Raw genomic sequence first — 21234 nt, forward strand, 5'->3', positions numbered from 1 at the left:
GCGTCCGGGCCAGCGGCCGAGCAGATGACGACGATCGCCACCGACGCACTGGAAGAGACCGCGCCCCGGACGGCGCCGCGCCCGCCGTTCCTGCGCGGGGCGCGGGGCCGCTGGGACTGGCTCGGCGCGCTGCCCTATCTCGCGTTCACCGCGCTGTTCATGGTCGCGCCGGTGTTTTACCTCGTCACCGGCGCCTTCCAGCACCCCGACGGAGGCTTCACCCTCCAGAACATCCGCGACCTCGCCGCGCCGAACATCGCCGCGTCCTACTGGCTTTCGATCCGCCTCAGCCTCGCCTCGGCGCTGATCGGCACGGTGGCCGGGCTGCTCCTTGCCTGGGCGGTGGTGCTGGGCGGGCTGCCCTCCTGGGTGCGCAGCGCCGTCACCACCTTCTCCGGGGTCGCGTCGAATTTCGCGGGCGTGCCACTGGCCTTCGCCTTCATCGCGACGCTGGGGCGGATCGGCCTCGTCACCGTGCTGCTGCGCGACCTGTTCGGCTTCAACCTCTACGGCACAGGCTTCTCGCTGTTCTCGTTCTGGGGGCTGGCGCTGACCTATCTCTACTTCCAGATGCCGCTGATGCTGCTGGTCGTCACCCCCGCCCTCGAAGGGCTGAAGCCCGACTGGAGCGAGGCGGCGGCGAGCCTCGGCGCCAGCCGGTTCCAGTTCTGGCGCCATGTCGGCGCGCCGGTGCTGGCGCCCTCGGTCCTGGGCTGCTTCCTGCTGCTCTTCGCCAACGCCTTCGGCACGCTGGCCACGGTGATCGCCTTGACGGGATCGAACTTTTCCGTCGTGCCGATCCTCCTGTTCCAGCAGATCCGCGGCAACGTCTTGTACAATCCGAACCTTGGCTACGCGCTGGCGGTGGGGATGATCGCGATCATGGCGGTGTCGAACACGCTCTACCTGATGTTGCGCGCCCGGGCCGAGCGGTGGCAGCGATGAGGCGCGGCACGCCGATCCTGTCGACCGTGATCGTGCTGCTGGGGGCGGCCTATTTCCTCGTGCCGCTCTATGCCGCGTTTCAGTTCTCGCTCCAGATGAAGCGGGGCGAGCTGTCCCTCGAGGCCTACCGGTCGGTGCTGTCGAGCAGCGTGTTCCTGTCTACGCTCACCTTCTCCGCCGTCGCCTCCTTCGCCGCCATCGCGATGGGCGCGCTGCTGGTGGTGCCCACCGTCTACTGGGTGCGGCTCAAGCTTCCGCGTCTCAGGCCCGTGGTCGAGTTCCTGTCGCTGCTGCCGCTGATCATCCCGCCGGTCGTGCTGGTCTTCGGTCACATCCGGCTCTTCGGCTCGAACTCGGTCCTGCCGCTGACGATGACCGCATCCGGCACGAACGTGCTGCTGGTCATGGGCTATGTCGTGCTGTCGCTGCCCTACATGTTCCGGGCCGTCGACAACGGCATGGCGGCGATCGACATCCGCACCCTGACCGAGGCGGCCGAAAGCCTCGGCGCCTCCCGCATCCGCACCATCGCCGGGGTGATCTTTCCGAACGTCCGCTCGGCCATCGTGTCGGGCGCCTTCCTGACCTTCTCGATCTGCCTCGGCGAGTTCGTGCTGGCGAGCCTGCTGAACCGCCCGGCCTTCGGCCCCTACATGGTGCAGCTCGGACAGGACTATGCCTACGAGCCCGCGGCGCTCGCCATCCTCAGCTTCGCGCTGACCTGGACGCTGATGGCGCTGATGCAGCTCTTCGCCACCCGCAGCCCCGGCCGCCGCCGCCGCGCCCCTCTAAAAACGAGCACGACGCCATGAGCTTCCTCGCCCTCTCCTCCATCCGCAAGAGCTTCGCTGCGAACACCGTGGTGAAGGACTTCACCCTCGGCGTGGAGCGGGGCGAGTTCGTGTCGCTCCTCGGCCCCTCGGGCTGCGGCAAGACGACCGTGCTGCGGATGATCGCGGGCTTCGAGACGCCGAGCGCGGGCAGCCTCCGCATCGACGGCGAGGACGTGACCGCGCTGCCTCCGAACCGGCGCAGGATCGGCATGGTGTTCCAATCCTACGCCCTGTTTCCGAACCTGACCGTGGCGCAGAACGTGGCGTTCGGCCTGCGCGTCGCCGGCGTGCCCGGGCCCGAGCGCGAAACGCGCGTGGCCGAGATGCTGCGACTGATCGGCCTGCCGGACCTCGGCGCGCGCTATCCCTACCAGCTGTCGGGCGGCCAGCAGCAGCGGGTCGCGCTCGCCCGGGCGCTGGCGGTGCGCCCCCGGGTGCTGCTGCTGGACGAGCCGCTGTCGGCGCTCGACGCGAAGATCCGCGTGTCGCTCAGAAGCGAGATCCGCGAGATCCAGCGCGACCTCGGGATCACGACGATCTTCGTCACCCACGACCAGGAGGAGGCGCTGTCGATGTCGGACCGCGTCGTGGTGATGAACGGCGGCGTCGCCGAGCAGGTCGGCACCCCGTTCGAGATCTACAACCGCCCCCGCACGCGCTTCGTCGCGGGCTTCGTCGGCACGCTGAACCAGCTCGAGGCGGTCGTGAGGGATCCCGGCCGCGGCCTGGTCGAGATCGGCGGCACGACCCTGACCATGAGCGGCCCGCTTGCGGTGGCGCCGGGCCGGCGGGTCCGCGTCGCGTTCCGGCCCGAGGCGATCCGCATCGGCGCCGCGCCGGGGCGCGAGGTGATGCTGCGCGCGCGCATCACCGCGGTGGACTTCATGGGCGCGGTGATCCGGATCCGCGCCGAGACCGAGGGCGGCACCCTGTCGCTCGACACCTTCAACCGCCCCGACACCCCGCCCCCCGGCATCGGCACGCGGACCGACCTCAGCCTTTCGTCGCGCGACCTGATCGTGCTGGAGGACGGCCCGGCCGCCTGAGTTCCAGGAGCGGGAGACCCTGCGCGCCCGCGTCCGCGGCGAGCAGGATCCCAATGTCGGGGGGGCGTCCCTGCCCCCGGCGTCTTGGGCGCCGGCGCTGCCGGGCGGCGGGGCAGGGAAAGAACCCGGCGCGCCAGGCCCGACACCCCTGGCTTCGCACTCCGCCCGGCAGCCCGCCCAAAGCGCCGCCTTCGCGTCGATTCTCACCACAGGAAACCAGATGGCCTACCGCGAAACTCCGCGAACCCCTGCCCTGGACGGCGCGAAAGGCTGGCCTACCGCGGCGCCTTCCGTGTCCGCCGGTGTTACACGGAGCGGTCGGGAGCGAGCGCAAATCTGGGGAAGCTTTCGGGCGCATTCGACACGACTTTGAAGCGCGAAACGCGCAGGCCCTCTGGCCTGTACCTTCGCTGTCCTGTCGAGAAACTTGGTTGCGGGAGTAGGATTTGAACCTACGACCTTCAGGTTATGAGCCTGACGAGCTACCGGGCTGCTCCATCCCGCGCCAAGTCCGGGTTATCTATTGGAGCCTCCGGTGAGTCGCAAGGGGGAGAGGGCGGATTGCTGCACTTTCATGACGAAAAATCTGCATGCCCTCGCGTCAGCCGTCAGCCGCCAAGAAACACCCGCACCGAAGCCTCCACCTCGCGCGGCTTCTCGGCGTGAAGCCAGTGGCCCGCATCGCGGATCGCGGCGAAGCGGGCGGCGGGGAAGAGGGCGCGGATCGCTCCCCGGTGCTCGGGGCGGACGTAGCCGCTTTCGGCACCGGTCAGGAACAGGGTCGGGCCGTCGAAGCTGCCCGCGATCCCGGGCCAGCCCATGATCTTTGGCATTTCGCGCGCCAACACGTCGAGGTTCAGCCGCCAGCGCCCCTCGGCCACGTCCAGCGACTGCAGCAGGAAGGCGCGCACGCCCCGGTCCTCCACCGTCTCGGCCAGCCGCGCGTCGGCCTCGCTGCGCCGGGTGATGCCGGTCAGGTCCAGCCCCCGCATCGCCTCCACCAGCGGCAGCTGCGTGTGCCGGTAGGCGACCGGCGCGATGTCGGCGACGATCAGGCGGCGCACCAGCCCGGGCCGGGTCAGCGCCAGCACCATCGCCGCCTTGCCGCCCATGGAATGGCCCAGCACGTCGGCGGGGACGTCGAGCGTCTCCAGCACCTCCGCCAGGTCGCCCGCCATCTCGGGATAGCCGTGGGTGTCGCTCCGGAAGGAGCCGCCGTGGTTGCGCATGTCCACCGCCACCACCTGGCGGTCGCTGGCCAGCCGCGCCGCCACGGCGCCCCAGTTCCGGGCCGATCCGAACAGTCCCGGAACGATCAGCAGGGGCGGCAGGGCGCCCGGTTCCCCGTGGTGGACCGTGTTCAACATGCCGCCGTTCTATCCCGCACCCTCTCCCCGCGCCACAGCATATTGAGCGCGCGGAACCTCTGGAGTAGGAGGGCGCAAAAAGGATGGGTGATGACCCCGAAGGAGCAGGCACAGGAGATCGCCGACCTGATCGGCGCGCGCCTCGGCGTGGGCGGCACGGGGCTCGAGACCAAGCTGCGCCGGGCCGGACGCCTGCTGCCCCGCCGGATCCGCAGGGAGGCCGAGCAGCTGGCCCAGGCCGCCCGCCTTGCCGAGCATCCGCGCCTCGCCAAGCAGCTGCACCTGATGGACCACGACCGCGCCTACCGCGACTGCAAGCGCTTCCTCGAAGGCATCGACGGCTCCGAGCGCATCGTCCGCGCCCTTCTCGGGTTCGTGACGACCAACGCCTTCAACGTCCTCGTCATCGGCGCGCTCCTGATCGCCCTGCTGCTCTGGCGCGGCTTCCTCTGAGCCTTCCGCCCCGTCGCCGTCAGCGCCGCGACCCCAAGCCGCCCGCCAGCGGTGCGGGGTGCAGCACGTCGCGCACCACCAGGGTGACGCTCACGAAGCTCACGAACAGAAGCAGGTACCACGATCCGATCTTGGCCGGGCTCACCCAGTCGCCCTCGCTCTGCCCGGCATAGATCCAGACACCGCCGTGGGTACCCACGTTCTCGGCCACCCACAGCGCGAGGCTCGACAGGAAGGCGGCCAGCGGCAGCGGCATCCAGCGGTCGCGATGGCCGATGCGGAACCATATCCGGGTCCGCCAGAACAGCGCCAGCGTCGCGGCGAACAGCAGGGAGCGGGCGTCGGGCAGGACGTGGTGGGCAAAGAAGTTGACGTAGATCGCCACGGCCAGGGCCACCGTCGCGGGGAAGGCGGGGTAGGGCGCGAAGCGCATCTCGAAGACCCGGATCGCCCGCGCCATGTAGCTGCCGACGCTCGCATACATGAAGCCCGAGAACAGCGGCACGCCGCCGATCTTGAACAGCCCGGGCTCGGGATAGCTCCACGATCCGGCGTCGACCTTGAAGATCTCCATCAGCGTCCCGACGGCATGGAAGATCAGGATCACCCGCACCTCGCGCCAGGTCTCCAGCCGGAAGGCGAGGAACAGGGCCTGCACCGCCACCGCGAAGACCAGCAGCGCATCGTAGCGCGCGACCGGCCAGTCCGGGCGCCAGGCCGCGTGACTTGCAAGGATGGCAATCAGCAGCAGGGCACCGTACAGGGCGGCCCAGCCCTGTTTCAGCACGAACATCACCAGCTCCGCCCAGCCCGGCGGCAGGTGCGCGCGCACCCGGTCGCCGAGGTGCCGCTCGATCCCCCGGGTGTCCGCCGGGGGAACATCGACCCTGTCGACCCTGCTCACCGGAAAGCCTTCCGCGTCATGCCCTTGGCACCGGCCGTCCGTGACCGCACCGGTCCGCCGCCCGGCCGGACGGCAAACCCGCTCCGCACCGCTTCACCCCATCTTTGCTTCCCAAATATCCCGGGGTGCGCGAGGGGCAGGGCCCCTCGCTCCCACACCTACAACCCGCGCCTCACGCCTCGGGATAGATCGGGAAGCGGGCACACAGCGCCTCGACCTCGCCCTTCACGCGCGCCTCGATCTCGCCGTTGCCGTCCTCGCCGTTGGCGGCAAGGCCGTCGACCACCTGCACGATCCAGTCGGCGATCTGGGTGAACTCCGCCGCGCCGAAGCCGCGCGTCGTCCCGGCGGGTGCGCCCAGCCGGATCCCCGAGGTCACCGTCGGCTTCTCGTCGTCGAACGGGATGCCGTTCTTGTTGCAGGTGATGTTCGCGCGCCCGAGCGCCTTTTCCGTTGCGTTGCCCTTCACCCCCTTGGGGCGCAGGTCGACGAGCAGCACGTGGCTGTCGGTCCCGCCGGTGACGATGTCGAGGCCCCCCTCCATCAGCCGGGCCGCCAGCACCTTGGCGTTGGCGATCACCTGCTGCTGGTAGACCTTGAAATCGGGGCGCAGCGCCTCGCCGAAAGCCACCGCCTTCGCCGCGATGACATGCATCAGCGGACCGCCCTGGATGCCCGGGAAGATCGCCGAGTTGACCTTCTTCGCGATGTCCTCGTCGTTGGTCAGGATCATGCCGCCGCGGGGGCCGCGCAGGGTCTTGTGGGTGGTCGTCGTCGCGACGTGGACATGGGGGAAGGGCGAGGGGTATTCGCCCGCCGCGATCAGCCCGGCGAAATGCGCGACGTCCGCCAGCAGCCAGGCGCCCACGGAGTCGGCGATCTCCCGCATGCGGGCAAAGTCGATCACCCGCGGAATGGCCGAGCCGCCGGCGATGATCATCTTCGGCTGGTGCTCCTCTGCCAGCGCCGCCACCTGGTCATAGTCCAGCTCCAGCGTGTCGCGCTTCACGCCGTACTGCACGGCGTTGAACCACTTGCCCGACTGGTTGGGCTTCGCGCCGTGGGTCAGGTGCCCGCCCGCGTCCAGAGACATGCCGAGGATGGTGTCGCCCGGCTTCAGCAGGGCGGTGAACACCCCCTGGTTGGCCTGCGAGCCGGAGTTCGGCTGCACGTTGGCGAAGCCGCAGTCGAACAGCCTACACGCCCGCTCGATCGCCAGCTCCTCGGCGATGTCGACGTACTGGCAGCCGCCATAGTAACGCCGCCCGGGATAGCCCTCGGCGTACTTGTTCGTCATCACCGACCCCTGCGCCTCCATCACCGCCTTCGATACGATGTTCTCGGACGCGATCAGCTCGATCTCGGTCTGCTGGCGGTGCAGCTCCTTGCCGATGGCGCCGAAGATCTCGGGATCGCGCTCGGAGAGGGGTTCGGTGAAGAAGCCTGAGCTCTTGTGGGGGGCGTTCATGGCAGCACTCCTGGGACGGGTGAAGGTTGCGCAAGGGTCTATCCGATGCGCGGGTTTCGAAAAAGACCGGATTGCGGCGCTCCCGCCCTTGGCAGCGGCGTCCGCCCCGGCTAGGGCGCGGGGATGCGCTGCCCGCCCCGCCTCCGCCCCGCCACCGCCGACGACGCCTCCAGCCTCGCCGCGCTCTCGGTCGAGGTCTGGCTCTCCACCTACATCCGCCGCGGCATCAACGCCCATTTCGCCGACTACGCGCTGGCCGAGTTCACCGCCGCCCGCTTCGCCGCCCGCCTCGCCGACCCGAAGGAAACCTTCACCGTGTCCTGCAACGCCGAGGGCATCGACGGCTTCCTGCGCCTGACCGACGGCAGCCGCGCCCCGGTCGAGGGGTGCTCGGACACCGAGATCGCGACGCTCTATGTCCAGCCGCGCCACCAGGGCAGGGGGATCGGCGCCGCGCTGCTGTCCGCCGCTTTGGACCAATGTCGCGCGGCGGGCGCCCCGGCGCCCTGGCTCGCCGTCAACGCCGAGAACGACGCGGCCCTCCGCTTCTACACCGCCCACGGCTTCCACGTCGCCGGCGAGACGCGCTTCAGCTTCGGCGGACAGTCCTATCCGAACCTGATCCTGTCCCGCCGCCTCGGCGCCTGAAATCCCCCGCGACCTTCGCCGGACTTGTAATCCCGTCGCCTCCGCGCCATCCATGAGCGGACCAACCGGAGCACGCCATGCCGCGCGCCATCGCCTTCGAGGCCAGCTCGGCGCCCATGGCGCAGGCGGCGGCCGAACGCCTTCGCGCGCTCCACGGCACCGTGCCGCCGGAGCGGGCCGAGGTGATCGTCGCGCTCGGCGGCGACGGCTTCATGCTCCAGACGCTCCACGCCACCATGATGCTGGGCGTGCCGGTCTACGGCATGAACCGCGGCACCATCGGCTTCCTGATGAACGAGTACTCGGAAGAGGATCTGCCCGCCCGCATCGACGCCGCCGAGGAGGAGGTGATCAACCCGCTGGTGATGACCGCCACCAGCATCGACGGCCGGGTGCACGAAGCCCTTGCGATCAACGAGGTCGCGCTGCTGCGCGCCGGGCCCCAGGCGGCGAAGCTCGCCATCCACGTCGACGGCCGGATGCGCCTCGCGGAACTCGTCTGTGACGGCGCGCTCGTCGCGACGCCCGCCGGGTCCACCGCCTACAACTATTCCGCCCACGGACCGATCCTGCCCATCGGGGCCGAGGTGCTGGCGCTGACCGCCATGGCCGCCTTCCGCCCCCGCCGCTGGCGCGGCGCGCTGCTGCCGAAGTCCTGCACCGTGCGCATCGAGGTGCTGGAGCCCGAGAAGCGCCCGGTCATGGCCGATGCCGATAGCCGCCAGTCGGTGCGCGACGTCGCCACGGTCGAGATCCGGTCGAAGACCTCCGTCCGCCACCGCCTGCTGTTCGATCCCGGCCACGGCCTGGAAGAGCGGCTGACCCGCGAACAGTTCGTCTGAGCCGTTCCGACGGTCCTTGTCATTTGAACGCGCGATCCCGATGCCGGATCATCGGGGTCATTGAACGCAGACATTGACGAGACCGAAGATTTCAGCTGCTGCATTGACGGGTGCGCTGTTCATGGTCGGGTCGCCCCGGCCATGGGCAGCGCGCCGCAGCGCCTCGCGGGCGTCGCCCGCGCGATGTCCATGACGACCGGGGACTGTCAGGCAATCCTTGCCGCGAAGACCCCGAGGCAGGCCTTGCGGGCATCTGATCCATGAAATTACGTGGCCGGACGGGCGGCATGTCTCCACCCTTGCCGCGAAGGAGCGCCCCGGCGCGACCCTTGCAGACACCTGGTCCGTGGAGGTCCGCCGCCGGACGGGCGGCATGTCGCCGGGCTTGCGCACCGGCGGCGCCCTAGATGCGGCCGAGGGCGAAAGGGTCACGCTCTGCCGGGTCGGCATCGGCGGCGGGGCGGCGGGATCGAGGCGGAGATGGCCCGCACTTTAGACAGCGCCACAAGACTGCCCTCTCCGGACCGACCCGCCGCTCACGCGCGGCTTGTGGGGGCCGTCACCGGGTGGAGCCCCCACGGCGCGGCTTGCCGGATGGGGACCGCGGTTCGTTGCGCAGGGGGGCGGAACCCGATCCAGGCCCCGGATACTGACGGATCGGAAATCCGGGCCGTTCCGCGACGCGCGGGCGCAGTAGCCTCTGCGACGCCGGAACAGGGTCGGCCTGCGTCAGCTTCGCTCCGGCACGCCGTACAGCTCCCTCTCCGAGCGGAACGACAGGAGCTTGCGCTGCCGCTCGTCCCAGAGGTGCAGCTTCACGCAGGCGAGGCTTTCGCGCAGGGTCAGCCGCTGGGCCGTCGCAAGCTCCGCATGGTCGCGCAGGACCTCCGTCAGGCGATAGAACGGGATCCGCGCATAGAGGTGATGGACGTGGTGCACCCCGATGTTGCCCGAGAACCAGCGCAGCACGCCCGGCAGGTCGTAGTGCGACGAGCCGTGCAGCGCCGCGTCGTGCAGCTGCCAGTCCTGGTCGTTGTCCCAGTGCGTCTCCTCGAACTGGTGCTGGACGTAGAACAGCCAGACCCCGGCCGAGGCGCCGACCAGCACCGTGGGCAGGAAGATCAGCACCAGCGGCTGCCAGCCCCCGGTCCACCAGATCAGCCCGAGCGCCCCCGCGATCAGGACATTCGTCGCCATCGCCGAGGTCCAGTAGGTCGCCCCGGCGCGCATCAGCCCGAGGGGCAGGCGGTTCTGCACCATGAACAGGTAGCTCGGCCCCAGCCCGAACATCACCGCCGGGTGACGGTAGACGCGGTAGAGGAACCGGTTCCAGGGCGACAGCGCCCGGTATTCGGCAACGGTCAGGGTGTGGACATCGCCCATTCCCCGCTTGTCGAGGTTGCCCGCCGCCGAATGGTGGAACGAGTGCGTCCGCCGCCACACGTCGTAGGGCGTCAGCGTCAGCACGCCGATGGCGCGTCCTGTCCAGTCCGACAGGGACCGGCTGCGGAAGAACCCGCCATGCCCGCAGTCGTGCTGGATGATGAACAGCCGCACCAGGAAGCCGCCGTTCAGCACCGCCAGCAGCACCGACAGAACCGGCGCGATGTCCAGAAGCCACCAGGCCAGCGCCCAGATCGCGAGGTAGGGCAGGAGGCTGACCCCCAGTTCGAACCCGCTGCGCAGCGGATCCGGGTCGCGATACTTGGCGAGGATGCTCACCCAGTTCCGGGCGGGCATCGGCGCGCCGCTGTTGCGTGAAGGGTCGGCTGTCATGGATCGGATCCTGTCGTCTGCTCGATCGAGGCTGCACCGGGACCGCATGTGGCCCGCTGGAGCGCAACCCTACGCGAGGGAGCGGCCCAAGTCGAGCGGTGCAGGTCGTCCGGCGGCTGCGGCATCATCCCTCGCCATAGGGGATCCAGATCGTCTTCGTCTCCGTGGCCTCGGTCCTGAACGCCTCGGCCACGCCCCCGGGACCCTGCCAGTCGCGGGTTAATCCGTGGTTAAGCCAGGTCCGCTTCAGGTTCGCGGCCGAGGCCTTCGCAACGACCTCCGACAGCCCCGTCGCCGAGGAGAAGGACCAGACCGCGTCAACGTCCATATGCCCCGCCAGGAGCGGCGCAAGCTCGGCCGCGTCGCCGGTCAGGATGTTCACCACGCCCGCGGGGACGTCCGAGGTGTCGAGCACCTGGTAGAAATCCGTCGCCGCCAGCGGAAAGGCCTGCGAGGCCACCGTCACCACCCGGTTGCCGAAGGCGATCGCGGGTGCGACGACCGAGACCAGCCCCAGCAGCGGCGCCTCGTCCGGCGCGAACTGGCCGATCACGCCCACCGGCGCGGGCATCGCCAGCGCCACCGCGCGCATCGGCACGCCCCGCGCCGCGCCGTCGTGCTTGTCGGCCCAGGCGGCCCAGTGGAACAGCCGGTCGACGCTCGCCTCGACCTCGGCCTCCGCCTGCTTCGCCCCCGTCCCGGTCATGTCCCGCAGCCGCGCCGCGAACTCCGCCCCCCGCGCCGCCAGGTTCTCGGCGACGTAATAGAGGATCTGCGCCCGCAGGTGCCCCGTGCTGCGCGACCAGCCCGAAGCCGCCTGCGCCGCCTCCACGGCATTCCGCACGTCCTTCCGGTTCGCCAGTCCGACATGGCCCAGCAGCGTTCCCGAAGGCGACCAGACGGCGCGCGAATAGCCCCCGTCAGGGCGCGCCTGCTTGCCGCCGACATAGAGCTTGGCCGTCCGGTCCAGCCCCTCGACCTTCGCGGCCTTCGGTGCCGGAACGGCCTCCACCGGCTTCAGCGGCTTCTCGCCGTCCGTTGCCTTCGTATAGGCCGCCAGCCCTTCCCGGCCGCCTTCCCGCCCGAAGCCCGATTCGCGCACCCCGCCGAAGGGGGCCGCCGCATCGAAGAGGTTCGTCGCGTTGACCCAGACCACCCCGGCCGCGAGCTTCGGCGCGATGTCGAGCGCGAGGTTCACGTTCTCGGTCCAGACCGTCGCGGCCAGGCCGTAGCGGGTGTTGTTGGCCATCTGCACCGCCTCGGCCGGGGTGCGGAAGGTGGCCGAGACCAGGACCGGCCCGAAGATCTCCTCCTGCATCAGCGTATCCGACGGTGCGAGCCCGGTGATCAGCGTCGGCGGATAGAAGCAGCCCGCGGGCAGCGCGACCGCCGCGCGGTGCACCTCGCCGCCCGACCCGTCGACCAGCGCCGAAATGCGCTCCAGCTGCACCGGGTCCACCACCGCGCCGACGTCGATGCACTTGTCCAGCGGATCGCCGACGCGCAGGCGGTCCATCCGCGCCTTCAGCCGGGCGTGGAAATCGGCCGCGATGTTCTCCTGCACCAGAAGCCGCGAGCCCGCGCAGCAGACCTGCCCGCCGTTGAACCAGATCGCGTCGACCAGCCCCTCGATCGCGCTGTCGATGTCGGCGTCGTCGAAGACGATGTAGGGCGATTTGCCCCCCAGCTCGAGCGTCAGCGCCTTGCCGGTCCCCGCCGTCACCTCCCGGATCCGGCGCCCGACCTCGGTCGAGCCGGTGAAGGCGATCTTGTCGATGCCGTCTTGGGCGACGATCCTCTCGCCCACGGCACCATCGCCGGTGACGATGTTGACGACGCCCGCCGGCACTCCGGCCTCGGCGCAGAGTTCGGCGAAATACAGTGCCGTCAGCGGCGTGTATTCGGCGGGCTTCAGCACCACCGTGTTGCCCATGGCAAGGGCAGGGGCCACCTTCCAGGCCAGCATCAGCAGCGGGAAGTTCCAGGGCACGATCTGCCCGCACACCCCCAGGGCTTCCCGCCCCGGCAGCTCGGACTCCATCAGCTGCGCCATCCCGGCGTGATAGTAGAAATGCCGCGCCACCAGCGGCACGTCGATGTCGCGGCTCTCGCGGATCGGCTTGCCGGTGTCGAGGCTTTCGAGCACGGCGAACATCCGCGCCTGCTTCTGCACCAGCCGCGCCAGCGCATAGAGCACCCGCGCCCGCGCCGCGCCCCCGGCCTTCGCCCACCCGGGTTGCGCCTTCCGCGCCGCGGCCACCGCGGCGTCCACATCCGATGCCGTCGCCTGCGTGACCGAGGCCAGTACCGTTCCCTTCGCCGGGTTGCGCGTCTCGAACGTGTCGCCCGGCGCCGTCATCTTCCCGCCGATGAACAGCCCGAAGGCCCGACCGTGCCCCTCCAGCCATCCCTGGGCCTCGGCGTCGCTCTCGGGCGCGGGGCCATACTCCATGCTCTGGTATATCTCGGAAACGCTCATGGCTCTTTCTTGGTCCAAATACTCAGTTACGCCGCCCGCAGCACGCGCCGTCAGCCGATCCCGTGGCGATAGCCGGCCGAGTAGCGTCCGGTCACCTGGTGCTCGAGCTGCCGCTCGATGTCGCCGAGCAGCGAGGAGGCGCCGAAGCGGAACAGGTCGGGCTGAAGCCAGCGGTCCCCAAGCTCGTCCTTCATCAGCGACAGGTACACCAGCGCGTCCTTCGCCTTGGAAATCCCGCCCGCCGGCTTGTAGCCCACCTTGAACCCCGTGCGCGCCTCGTAGGCGCGGATCGCCCGGACCATCACCAGGGAGACGGGCAGGGTGGCGTTCACGGTCTCCTTTCCGGTCGAGGTCTTGATGAAATCCGCCCCCGCCATCATGCAGACCAGCGAGGCCCGCGCGACGTTCCGGAGCGTGCCAAGCTCTCCCGTCGCCAGGATCGCCTTCACGTGGGCGTCGCCGCAGGCCGCGCGGAAGGCGCACATCTCGTCGTAGAGCGCCTGCCAGTCCCCGGTCAGGACGTGTCGGCGCGAGATCACGATGTCGATCTCCGAGGCCCCCGCCGCCACCGACTCGCCGATCTCCGCCAGCCGCAGCCGGTAGGGCGACAGGCCCGCCGGGAAACCCGTGGAGACCGCGGCCACGGGCACGCCCGTGCCCTCCAGCGCCGCGACCGCCGTCTCGACCATCTCGTGATAGACGCAGACGGCCCCGGTGGTGATCCGCCCCATCCCGAGCGCGTCCAGCAGGTCGCGCCGCACCGGGTTCGCCGCTTTGGCGCAGAGCCGCTTCACCCGCTCGGGCGTGTCGTCGCCCGACAACGTCGTCAGGTCGATGCAGGAAATCGCCCGGAGCAGCCACGCCGCCTGATGGTCCTTCTTCACCGACCGCCGCCCCGGCAGCGTCGCCGCCCGCCGCTCGATCGCCGAGGTGTTGGCCTGCACCGCCCGGACCCAGTCCATGTCCAGCGCCATCCCCGGATTGCGGGGCAGGCTCAGCTGCGGCAAAAGCGCCGTCTGGGGCAGGGCATGGGTGGTCATTCCGGGAAGCTCTCGGTTTCGATAACGCCGGAACCCTCGCACGGGGCCGTGCCGGAGGCAACATTGACCCGGCGGACGGATGTCGCCGGACTGGCGTCCGGCGCGATTCCGGTCTATCGCACCGCCGTCCCCCGCTGCCGGAAGGAGCCCGCAATGCCGTTCGACCGCTCGCCCAAGATCGCCCCCTCGATCCTCTCGGCCGACTTCGCCGATTTCGGCCGCGAGTGCCGCGCGGTGCAGGAGCAGGGGGCCGACTGGATCCATGTCGACGTGATGGACGGCCATTTCGTCCCGAACCTCACCTTCGGCCCCGCCATGGCAAAGGCGATCCGCCCCCATGTGAAGACAGTGATGGACGTCCACCTGATGATCGCCCCGGTCGATCCCTACATCGACGCCTTCGCCGAGGCGGGGGCCGACATCCTGACCGCCCATGTCGAGGCCGGGCCGCACATCCACCGCACCCTCCAGGCGATCCGCGCCGCGGGCATGCGCCCCGGCGTCGCGATCAACCCCGGCACCCCGGTCGAGGCGGTCGAGGGCGTGCTCGACCTCGTGGACCTCGTGCTGGTGATGACCGTGAACCCCGGCTTCGGCGGGCAGAAGTTCATCTCCTCCGCCCTGTCCAAGGTGCGCCGCCTCCGCGAGATGATCGGCGCGCAAGAGATCCACATCGAGGTCGACGGCGGCATCGACGCCACCACCGCGCCCCTCGCCCGCGACGCGGGGGCCGATGTCTTCGTCGCGGGCTCGGCGCTCTTCAAGGGCGGCTCGGTCGACCGGCCCGAGGTCTATGGCGCCAACATGAAGGCGATCCGCGACAGCTGGGCCTGAGCCTCAGCGCCAGCGCTCGGGCAGCTCGGGCCAGGCGATGCCGCGGAAGGGCGGGAAGTCGGCGTGGCGCGCCTGCCGCTCCCCGGCCGTCTCGCCCGGCACCGCGCCCGCCGCCAGCAGCTTGCCCTTCGGCGCGATGTAGGACGAGATCGTGCGCGCCCCCGCGGCGTGCCAGCCGATGTTGAACGCCGCCCGCTTCGGGAAGAACCAGAGCGCGCAGGGCGGCAGGTGGTCGTGGATCCACCAGGCAAGGTCGCGCCAGTCCCGCCCCGCCTCGTACTGCGCGGCGAACCACGGCACAGACACGCAGGCCATGGCCCCGGCATGCCCGGCGCCGTCGCGGGCGTCCCACCTGTGGTGCGCCGCCGCCGAGGCGTTCATCGCGCAGTTCATGCCCTTGGCATTGCCGAACCCGTTCACCGCCGCGTTGCGGTAGGAGCCGCGCAGCGTGATCGGCCCGAAGGTGTCGACCAGCGGATCCAGCAGGTCGGTGCACAGCCTGGTGCCCGCCGCGATCGCCATCTCGGGATCCTCGGGGAAGTTCGGGATGCCGTGGAAGTTGGCGATCTCGGAATAGAGGAACTCGCGCATGTGGAAGTGCCGCGACAGGCGCACGCGGCCCAGCTTCTCGAGCATCGCGAAGGAGCTGACCGCGCGCATCAGCGGCCCGGCACGGTGTCGATCTCGAACTCCAGGAACGCGGGCGACGGCGCCCGTGCCGCGCGGCGGCTCTTCAGGCTGACGGCGGCGCGGGTCGTCTCGCCGAAGCCCGCCTGCTCCAGCAGCCCCGCCAGCCCCTCGCGCGCCGCGATCGGCGCCGCGCGGGTCCGCTCGACCGCGGGCTGGGCGAGGAAGGACAGGTCCTCGACCTCCGACTGCGGCGTTGCGGGGGTCAGCACCACCACCATGCGGTCGCGTCCGAAGGCCGCGTCGGTGATCAGGATGAAATCCTGGTCCAGCCTGTCGCCGGGCAGCAGCCGCCCCTTGTCCATGAAGGAGATCGAGTAGTCCGACCCGACGTAAAGGATGTTGCCGCGCAGATTCCGCCGCATTGGGTCCACGTCGTTCGGCGGGCCTTTGAGCCGGAAGCGTTCGTCCGGGCTAAGGCACTCCGAGGCGCCGATCAGCGGCACGAAGGCCTCCCGCGCCGTGGCTCCGCGGGGCGCCACGGCAGCGATCATCGCGGCGATCAGCAGCAGGTCGGGACGCAGCGGGGCAGGGAAGCGAGGGATCATGGCGGTCCTTCTCCGTTCCTCATCGGCATGCGGGCGCTGACCCCGGGTCCGTCGTTGCGCACTCCGACCGTCACGCTCCCGGCCGTCGCAGGCTCCCGGCCGCGGTAGGCGATGGGACCCGGCGCGGTGTCGAAGATCGGCGCCCCCGCGACATCGCGCACGAAGAGGTTCGGATCCGCCGCGCCCGCGCCCTCGACATATACACCATATGCATCGGCTTGGGAAAAGGGCTTCGACGACCACCTTGCCAAGCCTTTCGACCCCGCCGATGCCGAGGTGCGCGGCGAGATGCGCAACGCCATCCGAATCTTCGACGCCATGCTCGACATCTCCGGCGCCGAAGCGGCGGCGGGCGAGACCCCGGGCCCTGTCCCCGTCGACCTCGGCGCGCTGGCCGAAGAGGTGGCCGAACTCTACCGGCCGCTGGCCGAGGACCGCGGCCTGCGCTGGTCCACCGACATCGCGCCCGGCCTTCGCGTGCTGGGGGACGCGAACTTGATCGCGCAGGCGCTGTCGAACCTCCTCGACAACGCGGTGAAGTTCTGCCGCCCCGGCGACGCCATCGCGGTCACCCTCCACTAGGCCGAGGGCCGCCACCGCCTGTGCGTCCGCGACACCGGCCCCGGCCTGCCCGAGGGGATCGGGGACGCCGCCTTCTCACGTTTCGTCAGGGGAGACCGCGACCGCGCAGCACCGGGCCACGGCCACGGCCTTGCGCTGGTGCAGGCCATCGCCACCCGACACGGCGCGCGCCTGTGCCGCCCTGGCGTCGCCCGCGGCCTCGCCGTCGAACTGGCCTTCCCGCCGCTCGCGACGCCCGCGGACTGACCCCCCCCGCCGGAAACCGCTGGACACCGCGCCCCCGCCTGCGCCACGCTCCGCCCAACCACCGAAGGAGCCGCCATGTCCCCCGAATTCCTGCTGACCGCCCTGGTCGTCGTGCTGCTCCCCGGAACCGGCGTCATCTACACCCTCGCCGTCGGGCTTGGCCGCGGCTTCCGCGCATCGGTCTTCGCGGCCGTCGGCTGCACCCTCGGGATCGTCCCGGCGGCGCTGGCGGGGATCGCGGGGCTGGCCGCGCTGCTCCATGCCTCGGCGCTCGCCTTCCAGATGCTGAAGCTGCTCGGCGCCGCCTACCTGCTGTTCATGGCGTGGCAGATCCTGAAGGACGGCGGCACGCTCGACGTCCGCCCAGAGGTCAAGCCGCGCACCCCCTGGGCGATCCTGCGCGACGGCACGCTGCTGAACGTGCTGAACCCGAAGCTGTCGCTCTTCTTCCTCGCCTTCCTGCCGCAGTTCGTCCCCCACGACGCGGCGCACCCCACCGCGCTGCTGCTGGGCCTTGCCGGGGTGTTCATGGCGATGACGCTTGCCGTCTTCATCGCCTACGGCGCCTGTGCCGCGCTCGCCCGCGATCACGTCCTCGCCCGGCCGCGGGTGATGCTGTGGCTGCGCCGCAGCTTCGCGGTCACCTTCGGCCTTCTCGGCTTGAAGCTCGCCACCGAACGCTGACCGAAAGCATGACATCCGCGTTCACCCGCCGGTGATTTGTTGCCAAGCTTTCAGGTTCCTATAAGCTCGTCGGCATGAAACCGCTCATGCTCCTCGGCGTCGCCGCCACGCTGCTGCTCTCGGTCCACCCGGCCGGGGCCGAGGTGCGGGCCCTTCTCGTCGGGGTCAGCGACTACCAGTATCTCGACGCCGACCTGCGCGGCCCCGCCAACGACGTCCGCCTCATGGCCGAGACGCTGGCGGCCCGCGGCGCCGACACGATCACCGTCCTCGCCGCGCCTTCGGTCGTGCTGCCGAAGGGCGTCAGGGCGGGGGGCGCGCCGACCCACGCGGCGATCGTCGAGGCACTGGGCAAGCTGGCCGATGGCCTCGGTCCCGGGGACACCGCCCTGTTCTACTTCTCCGGCCATGGCGCCCAGGCCCCCGACACCAGCGGCGACGAGGCGGGCGGATACGACGAGATCCTGCTGCCCGCCGACTCGAAACAGTGGAACGGCGGCATCGGCGAGGTCGAGAACTCCATTGTCGACGATGCCTTCGGTCCCTATTTCCAGGCGATCCTCGACAGCGGCGCCACCCTTGTCGCCATCGTCGATGCCTGCCACTCGGCCACCGGCTTCCGCGCCGTCGGCGGCACCGGCGTCGCGCGGTTTCTCGGGCCCGAGATCCTGCACCTGCCCGCCGATGCCCCGCCGCCGCCCGCCGCCGATCCGCGCCAGACCCCGCCGCTGTCGGGAGAATACGCCTTCCTCTATTCCTCCCAGTCCGACGAACGGTCCTTCGAGTTTCCGCTGGGCGACCCGGACCAGCCCGGCAACTGGTATGGCGGCTTCACCCGCGCCCTGGCCCGCGCGCTGGCCGACGCCCCGGCGCTGACCTGGGAGCAGGCGCTGGCCGCCGCCACGGACGCGCTGCGTCGCGACGGTGTCGACCAGACCCCGGACGGCGAGGGCACGGCGCTCGAGAGCCCGGTCTTCGGTGCCGCCCGCGTCTCCGACGTGCCCGCGCGGATCCCGTTCCGCGACGGGGTGCTGTCCGCGGGCCTGCTCGACGACCTCAGCGAAGGGGCCGTCGTGGCGCTCTACGCCAGCGCCGCCGCGCCCGAGCCGGTGGGCGAGGCGCAGCTCACGGCCCTCACCGCCACCTCGGCGCAGCTGTCCGCCGCCCCCGAGCTTCCGGCGTCGGGCTTTGCCATGCCGATCGCTCCGGGTCTGCCCGTCCCCTTCGCCATCGCGCCCCCGGTGGTGCTGGACGACGCCGACTATGCCCCGATCCTCGACCAGCTGGCCGAGCTGTCGGCCGCGGGCCTTCCGGAGGGGGCGGTCTGGAACGCCGCCAGCCCCGATGCCGTCCCGGTGCTCGTCGGCGGCGCGCTCGCGCTGACCGGCCCCGATGGCGTGCTCGATCCCGCCGGCCCCGGCTCGTCGCCGCGGATGCGGGGCGATCCCGCGGACTTCTTCGAACGCGCGGCCCGCGTCCACAACCTGCGCCGCGCCCTCGCCCTGGCCCAGAAGCGGCCCGGCCGCCGCACCGCCTTCCCCGGCGCGGGGCTGAACGTCACCGTGGAACGCCAGCCGGGCAGCCCCAGTGCCGAGGGTTGCGGCGAACCGGCGCCGCCCGCGGCGTTCGACGCCGCGCAGCCGGTTGGTCCGTGCGACCGTCTGTGGCTGTCGATGGCCAACCGCGGGACCGCCGCCCAGGACGTGACCGTGCTCTATGTCGATGCCGACAACCGCATCTCCGCGCTCTGGCCCGAACCGGGCCTCTCCAACCGCATCGGCTTCGGCGAGACCCGGGAAGCCGGGCTGGAGATCCACCTGCCCGACAACCGGCCAGGCCGCGAGGAGATCGTGGTGATCGCCGTGCCCGCCCGCCCCGGCGCCCCGCGCACCGTCCTGACGGCGCTGGCCGATCCCGCCGTGACCCGCGCCGGTCCCGACGCGCCGCTGCTGGAGCAGTACCTGCGCGCCGCGCTGGAGCCCGGCAGCCACGGCCGGGCCTTCGGCGCGACGGGCGACCTGGGACAGCTGGGCGTGACCCGCGTGCCGCTGGTGCTTTCACCCGGACCCGAATGATCGAACGCGGCGTGAAGCCCGCCGGGATGCGCCCGACCGCGGTGCAGATCCTCGACCGCGGCCTCTGCAACAGCATGACGATGGAAGGACACGCCAAGAACGCCTCGCAACCGGTCAACCAGGCCGCCGCCGTCTTCCAGCTGAGCGATGAGGACGCGCCGCCTAGAACGCCCTGACCCAGAGCGTGCCCCTGCCGCTGACCCCGAACATGCTCTGCTCCGTTCCGCGACCACCCCTACCGGATCGAGTCCGTCTCGCATCAGGGGGTCGCCGCGCTGGCCCGCGAGCGGCTGAAGGAGGCCGACCTCCCGCTGCGCGCCGCCCACGCCGCCTGCGCCCCCCGCGGCGACCCGGAGGACGCCAGGGCGTCGCCCATTTCTGGCTCGCCACCACCGCGCTTTGCCTCGACGCAGACGATGCCCGCGACCTCAGGGAAAGCTTCTTCGACGCGAACGCCTTCGACAACCCGCTGATCTCCCTGCCCGAACATGCCCTCCTCCTGCAAGCCGACGCCATGGAGGCGATAGCGCGAACTCGGCATAGTGATCGGCCGGGGCGGCGGGACCCCGCCGAGAGAACCTTCCTCGACGGCCACTACGCCCGGGCCCAGGGCGCGCTCCTCGCCGAAACCGACAGCGGCAACACCGACCCGTCCCTGGCCCTGAACCGCGCGCCGTTCTTCGCGCTGATGGGGATGCAGGCCGACGCGCTGGCCGATCTCGACCGCGTCCGCGCGGCCCCGCCCGCGATCGAGGGCGCCGCCTACGCCGCGGCCGTCGCGCCCGCCCTCGCCGACCACCACGAAGGGCGCCCAAAGCCGGGGATGGGCCAGCCGCGACGCGTTCTGGTCGTCGATCAGCGCCGGCATCGCGGCCCGCAGCGCCTCGGCCCGGCCAGCCCCGGCAGGCTGCCGGACAGCGGCCCGTGGGTGGCGCATGAGACGATGCGCACCGCCGGCAGGTCCGCCGCCAGCAGATGGCCGAGCTGCGGGTCGCCGGATCCGACGAAGGGCTGCCGCGCCGCAAGGGCCGCCGTGACTCGCGCGAAGCGCAGGACCTTCAGGGCCGTGACGTTGGGCAGCGTCGTCAGCGCGTGGTCGCGGATCATCGAGGCGGTGCCGCGCGGCGAGGCCGGATCGCCGTCGCCCGCCGCCCCGCCCGCCGGCGGCGCGGTGACGAGCAGCGACAGCGGCAGGCTCGCCAGCGACCGTCCACCGCCGCCATCACGTGCCGCGCCGTGCCGAACACCGATTCCAGCGGCGCGAACAGATCCCGGTACAGCGCAAAGGCCGCCTCCCGCGGGAAGGGCGTGACCGCGGGACCCGCCGCGGGCCGGTTCAGCGCCACGCCCGAGCGGTCGTCGGCGCCCGAGAACCCGGCCCGCAGCTCCGCCACCCGCGCCGCCAGCGCCTCGGTTCCGAGATCCGCGCGGTGCCAGTCCGCCGCCTCCGGCGAGACCGCCCAGACATAGGTGTAGGTCGCGTCGGTGAAGCTAAACAGCACGGCTTCCCCGGGATCGAGGATGGCCTGCAGCGCCGCGATCCGCGTCGCCGACTGCGCCAGCGCCGCGTACGCCGCCGTCACCACCGCCCGCCGCGCCGTGCGGAAGGCATGGTCCATCGCCTCGGCACGGGCGCCGTCCCGCGTGCCATACCGGGCGGTGCCGGGGTGCGGCAGGCCCGCAGGACAGGCAGGAAAGAGCGCGACGCGAAAAAAGGTCATCGGAGCAGTCTGTAAAACCGTTGACGGCATCCTATGTCAGAGATGACACGGCTGTG

Annotated in this window: 23 protein-coding genes and 1 tRNA gene; 12 read left to right on the forward strand and 12 right to left on the reverse strand. The window is 71.0% G+C overall.

Features of this window, described 5'->3' with window-relative positions; genetic code table 11:
• The first annotated feature begins 24 nt into the window (after nucleotides 1–24).
• The 3 genes from A7B20_RS15280 to A7B20_RS15290 are packed head-to-tail and all read left to right on the forward strand — an operon-like array spanning nucleotide 25 to nucleotide 2824.
• Entirely contained in the window at nucleotides 25–945 is a 921-nt protein-coding gene (locus A7B20_RS15280) for an ABC transporter permease (RefSeq protein WP_102109450.1), read from the forward strand.
• The gene (locus A7B20_RS15285) at nucleotides 942–1757 is read left to right on the forward strand and encodes an ABC transporter permease (protein ID WP_102109451.1); all 816 of its coding nucleotides are present in this window, start codon (nucleotides 942–944) and stop codon (nucleotides 1755–1757) included. Before A7B20_RS15280 ends, A7B20_RS15285 begins: the two co-directional genes overlap by 4 nt.
• A complete protein-coding gene (locus tag A7B20_RS15290; RefSeq protein ID WP_102109452.1) occupies nucleotides 1754–2824 on the forward strand; it encodes an ABC transporter ATP-binding protein in 1071 nt (356 codons plus the stop codon). Before A7B20_RS15285 ends, A7B20_RS15290 begins: the two co-directional genes overlap by 4 nt.
• A 428-nt stretch (nucleotides 2825–3252) precedes the next feature.
• Here A7B20_RS15290 and A7B20_RS15295 read toward each other — a convergent pair.
• Together A7B20_RS15295 and A7B20_RS15300 are read right to left on the reverse strand one after the other, a co-directional pair.
• A tRNA-Met gene (locus A7B20_RS15295) sits at nucleotides 3253–3329 on the reverse strand.
• Between the two features lie 103 nt (nucleotides 3330–3432).
• Nucleotides 3433–4191, reverse strand: a complete 759-nt coding sequence (locus tag A7B20_RS15300) for an alpha/beta fold hydrolase (protein WP_102109453.1) — start codon at nucleotides 4189–4191, stop codon at nucleotides 3433–3435.
• Between the two features lie 90 nt (nucleotides 4192–4281).
• Between A7B20_RS15300 and A7B20_RS15305 the strand changes: the two genes are divergently transcribed.
• Nucleotides 4282–4644, forward strand: coding sequence for a hypothetical protein (locus A7B20_RS15305; protein ID WP_102109454.1), 363 nt, complete (start codon nucleotides 4282–4284; stop codon nucleotides 4642–4644).
• Between the two features lie 19 nt (nucleotides 4645–4663).
• Here A7B20_RS15305 and A7B20_RS15310 read toward each other — a convergent pair whose 3' ends face one another.
• Complete coding sequence (locus A7B20_RS15310; RefSeq protein WP_342747267.1) at nucleotides 4664–5548, reverse strand: DUF817 domain-containing protein; 885 nt, start codon at nucleotides 5546–5548, stop codon at nucleotides 4664–4666.
• Nucleotides 5549–5720: 172 nt separating this feature from the next.
• A complete protein-coding gene (glyA, locus tag A7B20_RS15315) occupies nucleotides 5721–7016 on the reverse strand; it encodes a serine hydroxymethyltransferase (protein WP_102109455.1) in 1296 nt (431 codons plus the stop codon).
• Nucleotides 7017–7139: 123 nt separating this feature from the next.
• Here glyA and A7B20_RS15320 point away from each other — a divergent pair, with 123 nt between their 5' ends.
• Entirely contained in the window at nucleotides 7140–7664 is a 525-nt protein-coding gene (locus A7B20_RS15320) for a GNAT family N-acetyltransferase (protein ID WP_102109456.1), read from the forward strand.
• A 77-nt stretch (nucleotides 7665–7741) separates the two neighbouring features.
• On the forward strand, nucleotides 7742–8506 hold the full coding sequence (locus tag A7B20_RS15325) for an NAD kinase (protein ID WP_102109457.1): 765 nt from the start codon (nucleotides 7742–7744) through the stop codon (nucleotides 8504–8506).
• Between the two features lie 729 nt (nucleotides 8507–9235).
• On the opposite strand, the gene A7B20_RS15330 is transcribed toward A7B20_RS15325, so the two are convergent.
• The 3 genes from A7B20_RS15330 to deoC form a co-directional block, all read right to left on the reverse strand.
• Nucleotides 9236–10282: a fatty acid desaturase gene (locus A7B20_RS15330; protein ID WP_102109458.1), complete on the reverse strand. Its 1047-nt coding sequence runs from the start codon at nucleotides 10280–10282 to the stop codon at nucleotides 9236–9238.
• A gap of 124 nt (nucleotides 10283–10406) precedes the next feature.
• Nucleotides 10407–12761: an aldehyde dehydrogenase family protein gene (locus A7B20_RS15335; protein WP_102109459.1), complete on the reverse strand. Its 2355-nt coding sequence runs from the start codon at nucleotides 12759–12761 to the stop codon at nucleotides 10407–10409.
• A 50-nt stretch (nucleotides 12762–12811) separates the two neighbouring features.
• Nucleotides 12812–13801: a deoxyribose-phosphate aldolase gene (deoC, locus tag A7B20_RS15340; RefSeq protein WP_102109460.1), complete on the reverse strand. Its 990-nt coding sequence runs from the start codon at nucleotides 13799–13801 to the stop codon at nucleotides 12812–12814.
• A gap of 153 nt (nucleotides 13802–13954) precedes the next feature.
• On the opposite strand from deoC, the gene rpe reads away from it, so the two are divergent.
• A complete protein-coding gene (gene rpe, locus A7B20_RS15345; RefSeq protein ID WP_102109461.1) occupies nucleotides 13955–14635 on the forward strand; it encodes a ribulose-phosphate 3-epimerase in 681 nt (226 codons plus the stop codon).
• A gap of 3 nt (nucleotides 14636–14638) precedes the next feature.
• On the opposite strand, the gene A7B20_RS15350 is transcribed toward rpe, so the two are convergent.
• Both A7B20_RS15350 and A7B20_RS15355 read right to left on the reverse strand, forming a co-directional pair.
• On the reverse strand, nucleotides 14639–15295 hold the full coding sequence (locus A7B20_RS15350; protein ID WP_172961031.1) for a hypothetical protein: 657 nt from the start codon (nucleotides 15293–15295) through the stop codon (nucleotides 14639–14641).
• Nucleotides 15295–15870 (reverse strand): hypothetical protein, encoded by a 576-nt coding sequence (locus A7B20_RS15355; protein WP_102109462.1) that lies wholly within the window; start codon nucleotides 15868–15870, stop codon nucleotides 15295–15297. The genes A7B20_RS15350 and A7B20_RS15355 overlap by 1 nt, the downstream gene beginning before the upstream one ends.
• Before the next feature lie 126 nt (nucleotides 15871–15996).
• On the opposite strand from A7B20_RS15355, the gene A7B20_RS15360 reads away from it, so the two are divergent.
• The 5 genes from A7B20_RS15360 (at nucleotide 15997) to A7B20_RS15380 (ending at nucleotide 19633) form a co-directional block, all read left to right on the forward strand.
• Nucleotides 15997–16452, forward strand: coding sequence for a sensor histidine kinase (locus A7B20_RS15360; protein WP_172961032.1), 456 nt, complete (start codon nucleotides 15997–15999; stop codon nucleotides 16450–16452).
• A gap of 18 nt (nucleotides 16453–16470) precedes the next feature.
• Nucleotides 16471–16698 (forward strand): ATP-binding protein, encoded by a 228-nt coding sequence (locus A7B20_RS21825; protein ID WP_102109464.1) that lies wholly within the window; start codon nucleotides 16471–16473, stop codon nucleotides 16696–16698.
• A gap of 75 nt (nucleotides 16699–16773) precedes the next feature.
• Nucleotides 16774–17382 (forward strand): LysE family translocator, encoded by a 609-nt coding sequence (locus A7B20_RS15370; protein WP_102109465.1) that lies wholly within the window; start codon nucleotides 16774–16776, stop codon nucleotides 17380–17382.
• Between the two features lie 74 nt (nucleotides 17383–17456).
• Nucleotides 17457–19457 carry a caspase family protein gene (locus A7B20_RS15375; RefSeq protein ID WP_102109466.1) on the forward strand — a complete coding sequence of 667 codons (2001 nt, stop codon included), beginning with the start codon at nucleotides 17457–17459 and terminating at the stop codon, nucleotides 19455–19457.
• Nucleotides 19454–19633 carry a hypothetical protein gene (locus A7B20_RS15380; protein WP_102109467.1) on the forward strand — a complete coding sequence of 60 codons (180 nt, stop codon included), beginning with the start codon at nucleotides 19454–19456 and terminating at the stop codon, nucleotides 19631–19633. Before A7B20_RS15375 ends, A7B20_RS15380 begins: the two co-directional genes overlap by 4 nt.
• Before the next feature lie 83 nt (nucleotides 19634–19716).
• Here A7B20_RS15380 and A7B20_RS15385 read toward each other — a convergent pair whose 3' ends face one another.
• Genes A7B20_RS15385 through A7B20_RS15395 form a run of 3 tightly spaced genes read right to left on the reverse strand, consistent with a single transcriptional unit; the run spans nucleotide 19717 to nucleotide 21178 of the window.
• Nucleotides 19717–20325, reverse strand: a complete 609-nt coding sequence (locus A7B20_RS15385; protein ID WP_102109468.1) for a hypothetical protein — start codon at nucleotides 20323–20325, stop codon at nucleotides 19717–19719.
• Complete coding sequence (locus A7B20_RS15390; protein ID WP_102109469.1) at nucleotides 20313–20564, reverse strand: hypothetical protein; 252 nt, start codon at nucleotides 20562–20564, stop codon at nucleotides 20313–20315. The genes A7B20_RS15385 and A7B20_RS15390 overlap by 13 nt, the downstream gene beginning before the upstream one ends.
• Nucleotides 20561–21178: a hypothetical protein gene (locus A7B20_RS15395; RefSeq protein ID WP_102109470.1), complete on the reverse strand. Its 618-nt coding sequence runs from the start codon at nucleotides 21176–21178 to the stop codon at nucleotides 20561–20563. The genes A7B20_RS15390 and A7B20_RS15395 overlap by 4 nt, the downstream gene beginning before the upstream one ends.
• Between the last annotated feature and the right edge of the window lie 56 nt (nucleotides 21179–21234).

Origin of the sequence: Oceaniglobus roseus, assembly GCF_002869745.1 — a bacterium.
Taxonomy (GTDB): Bacteria; Pseudomonadota; Alphaproteobacteria; order Rhodobacterales; family Rhodobacteraceae; genus Oceaniglobus; species Oceaniglobus roseus.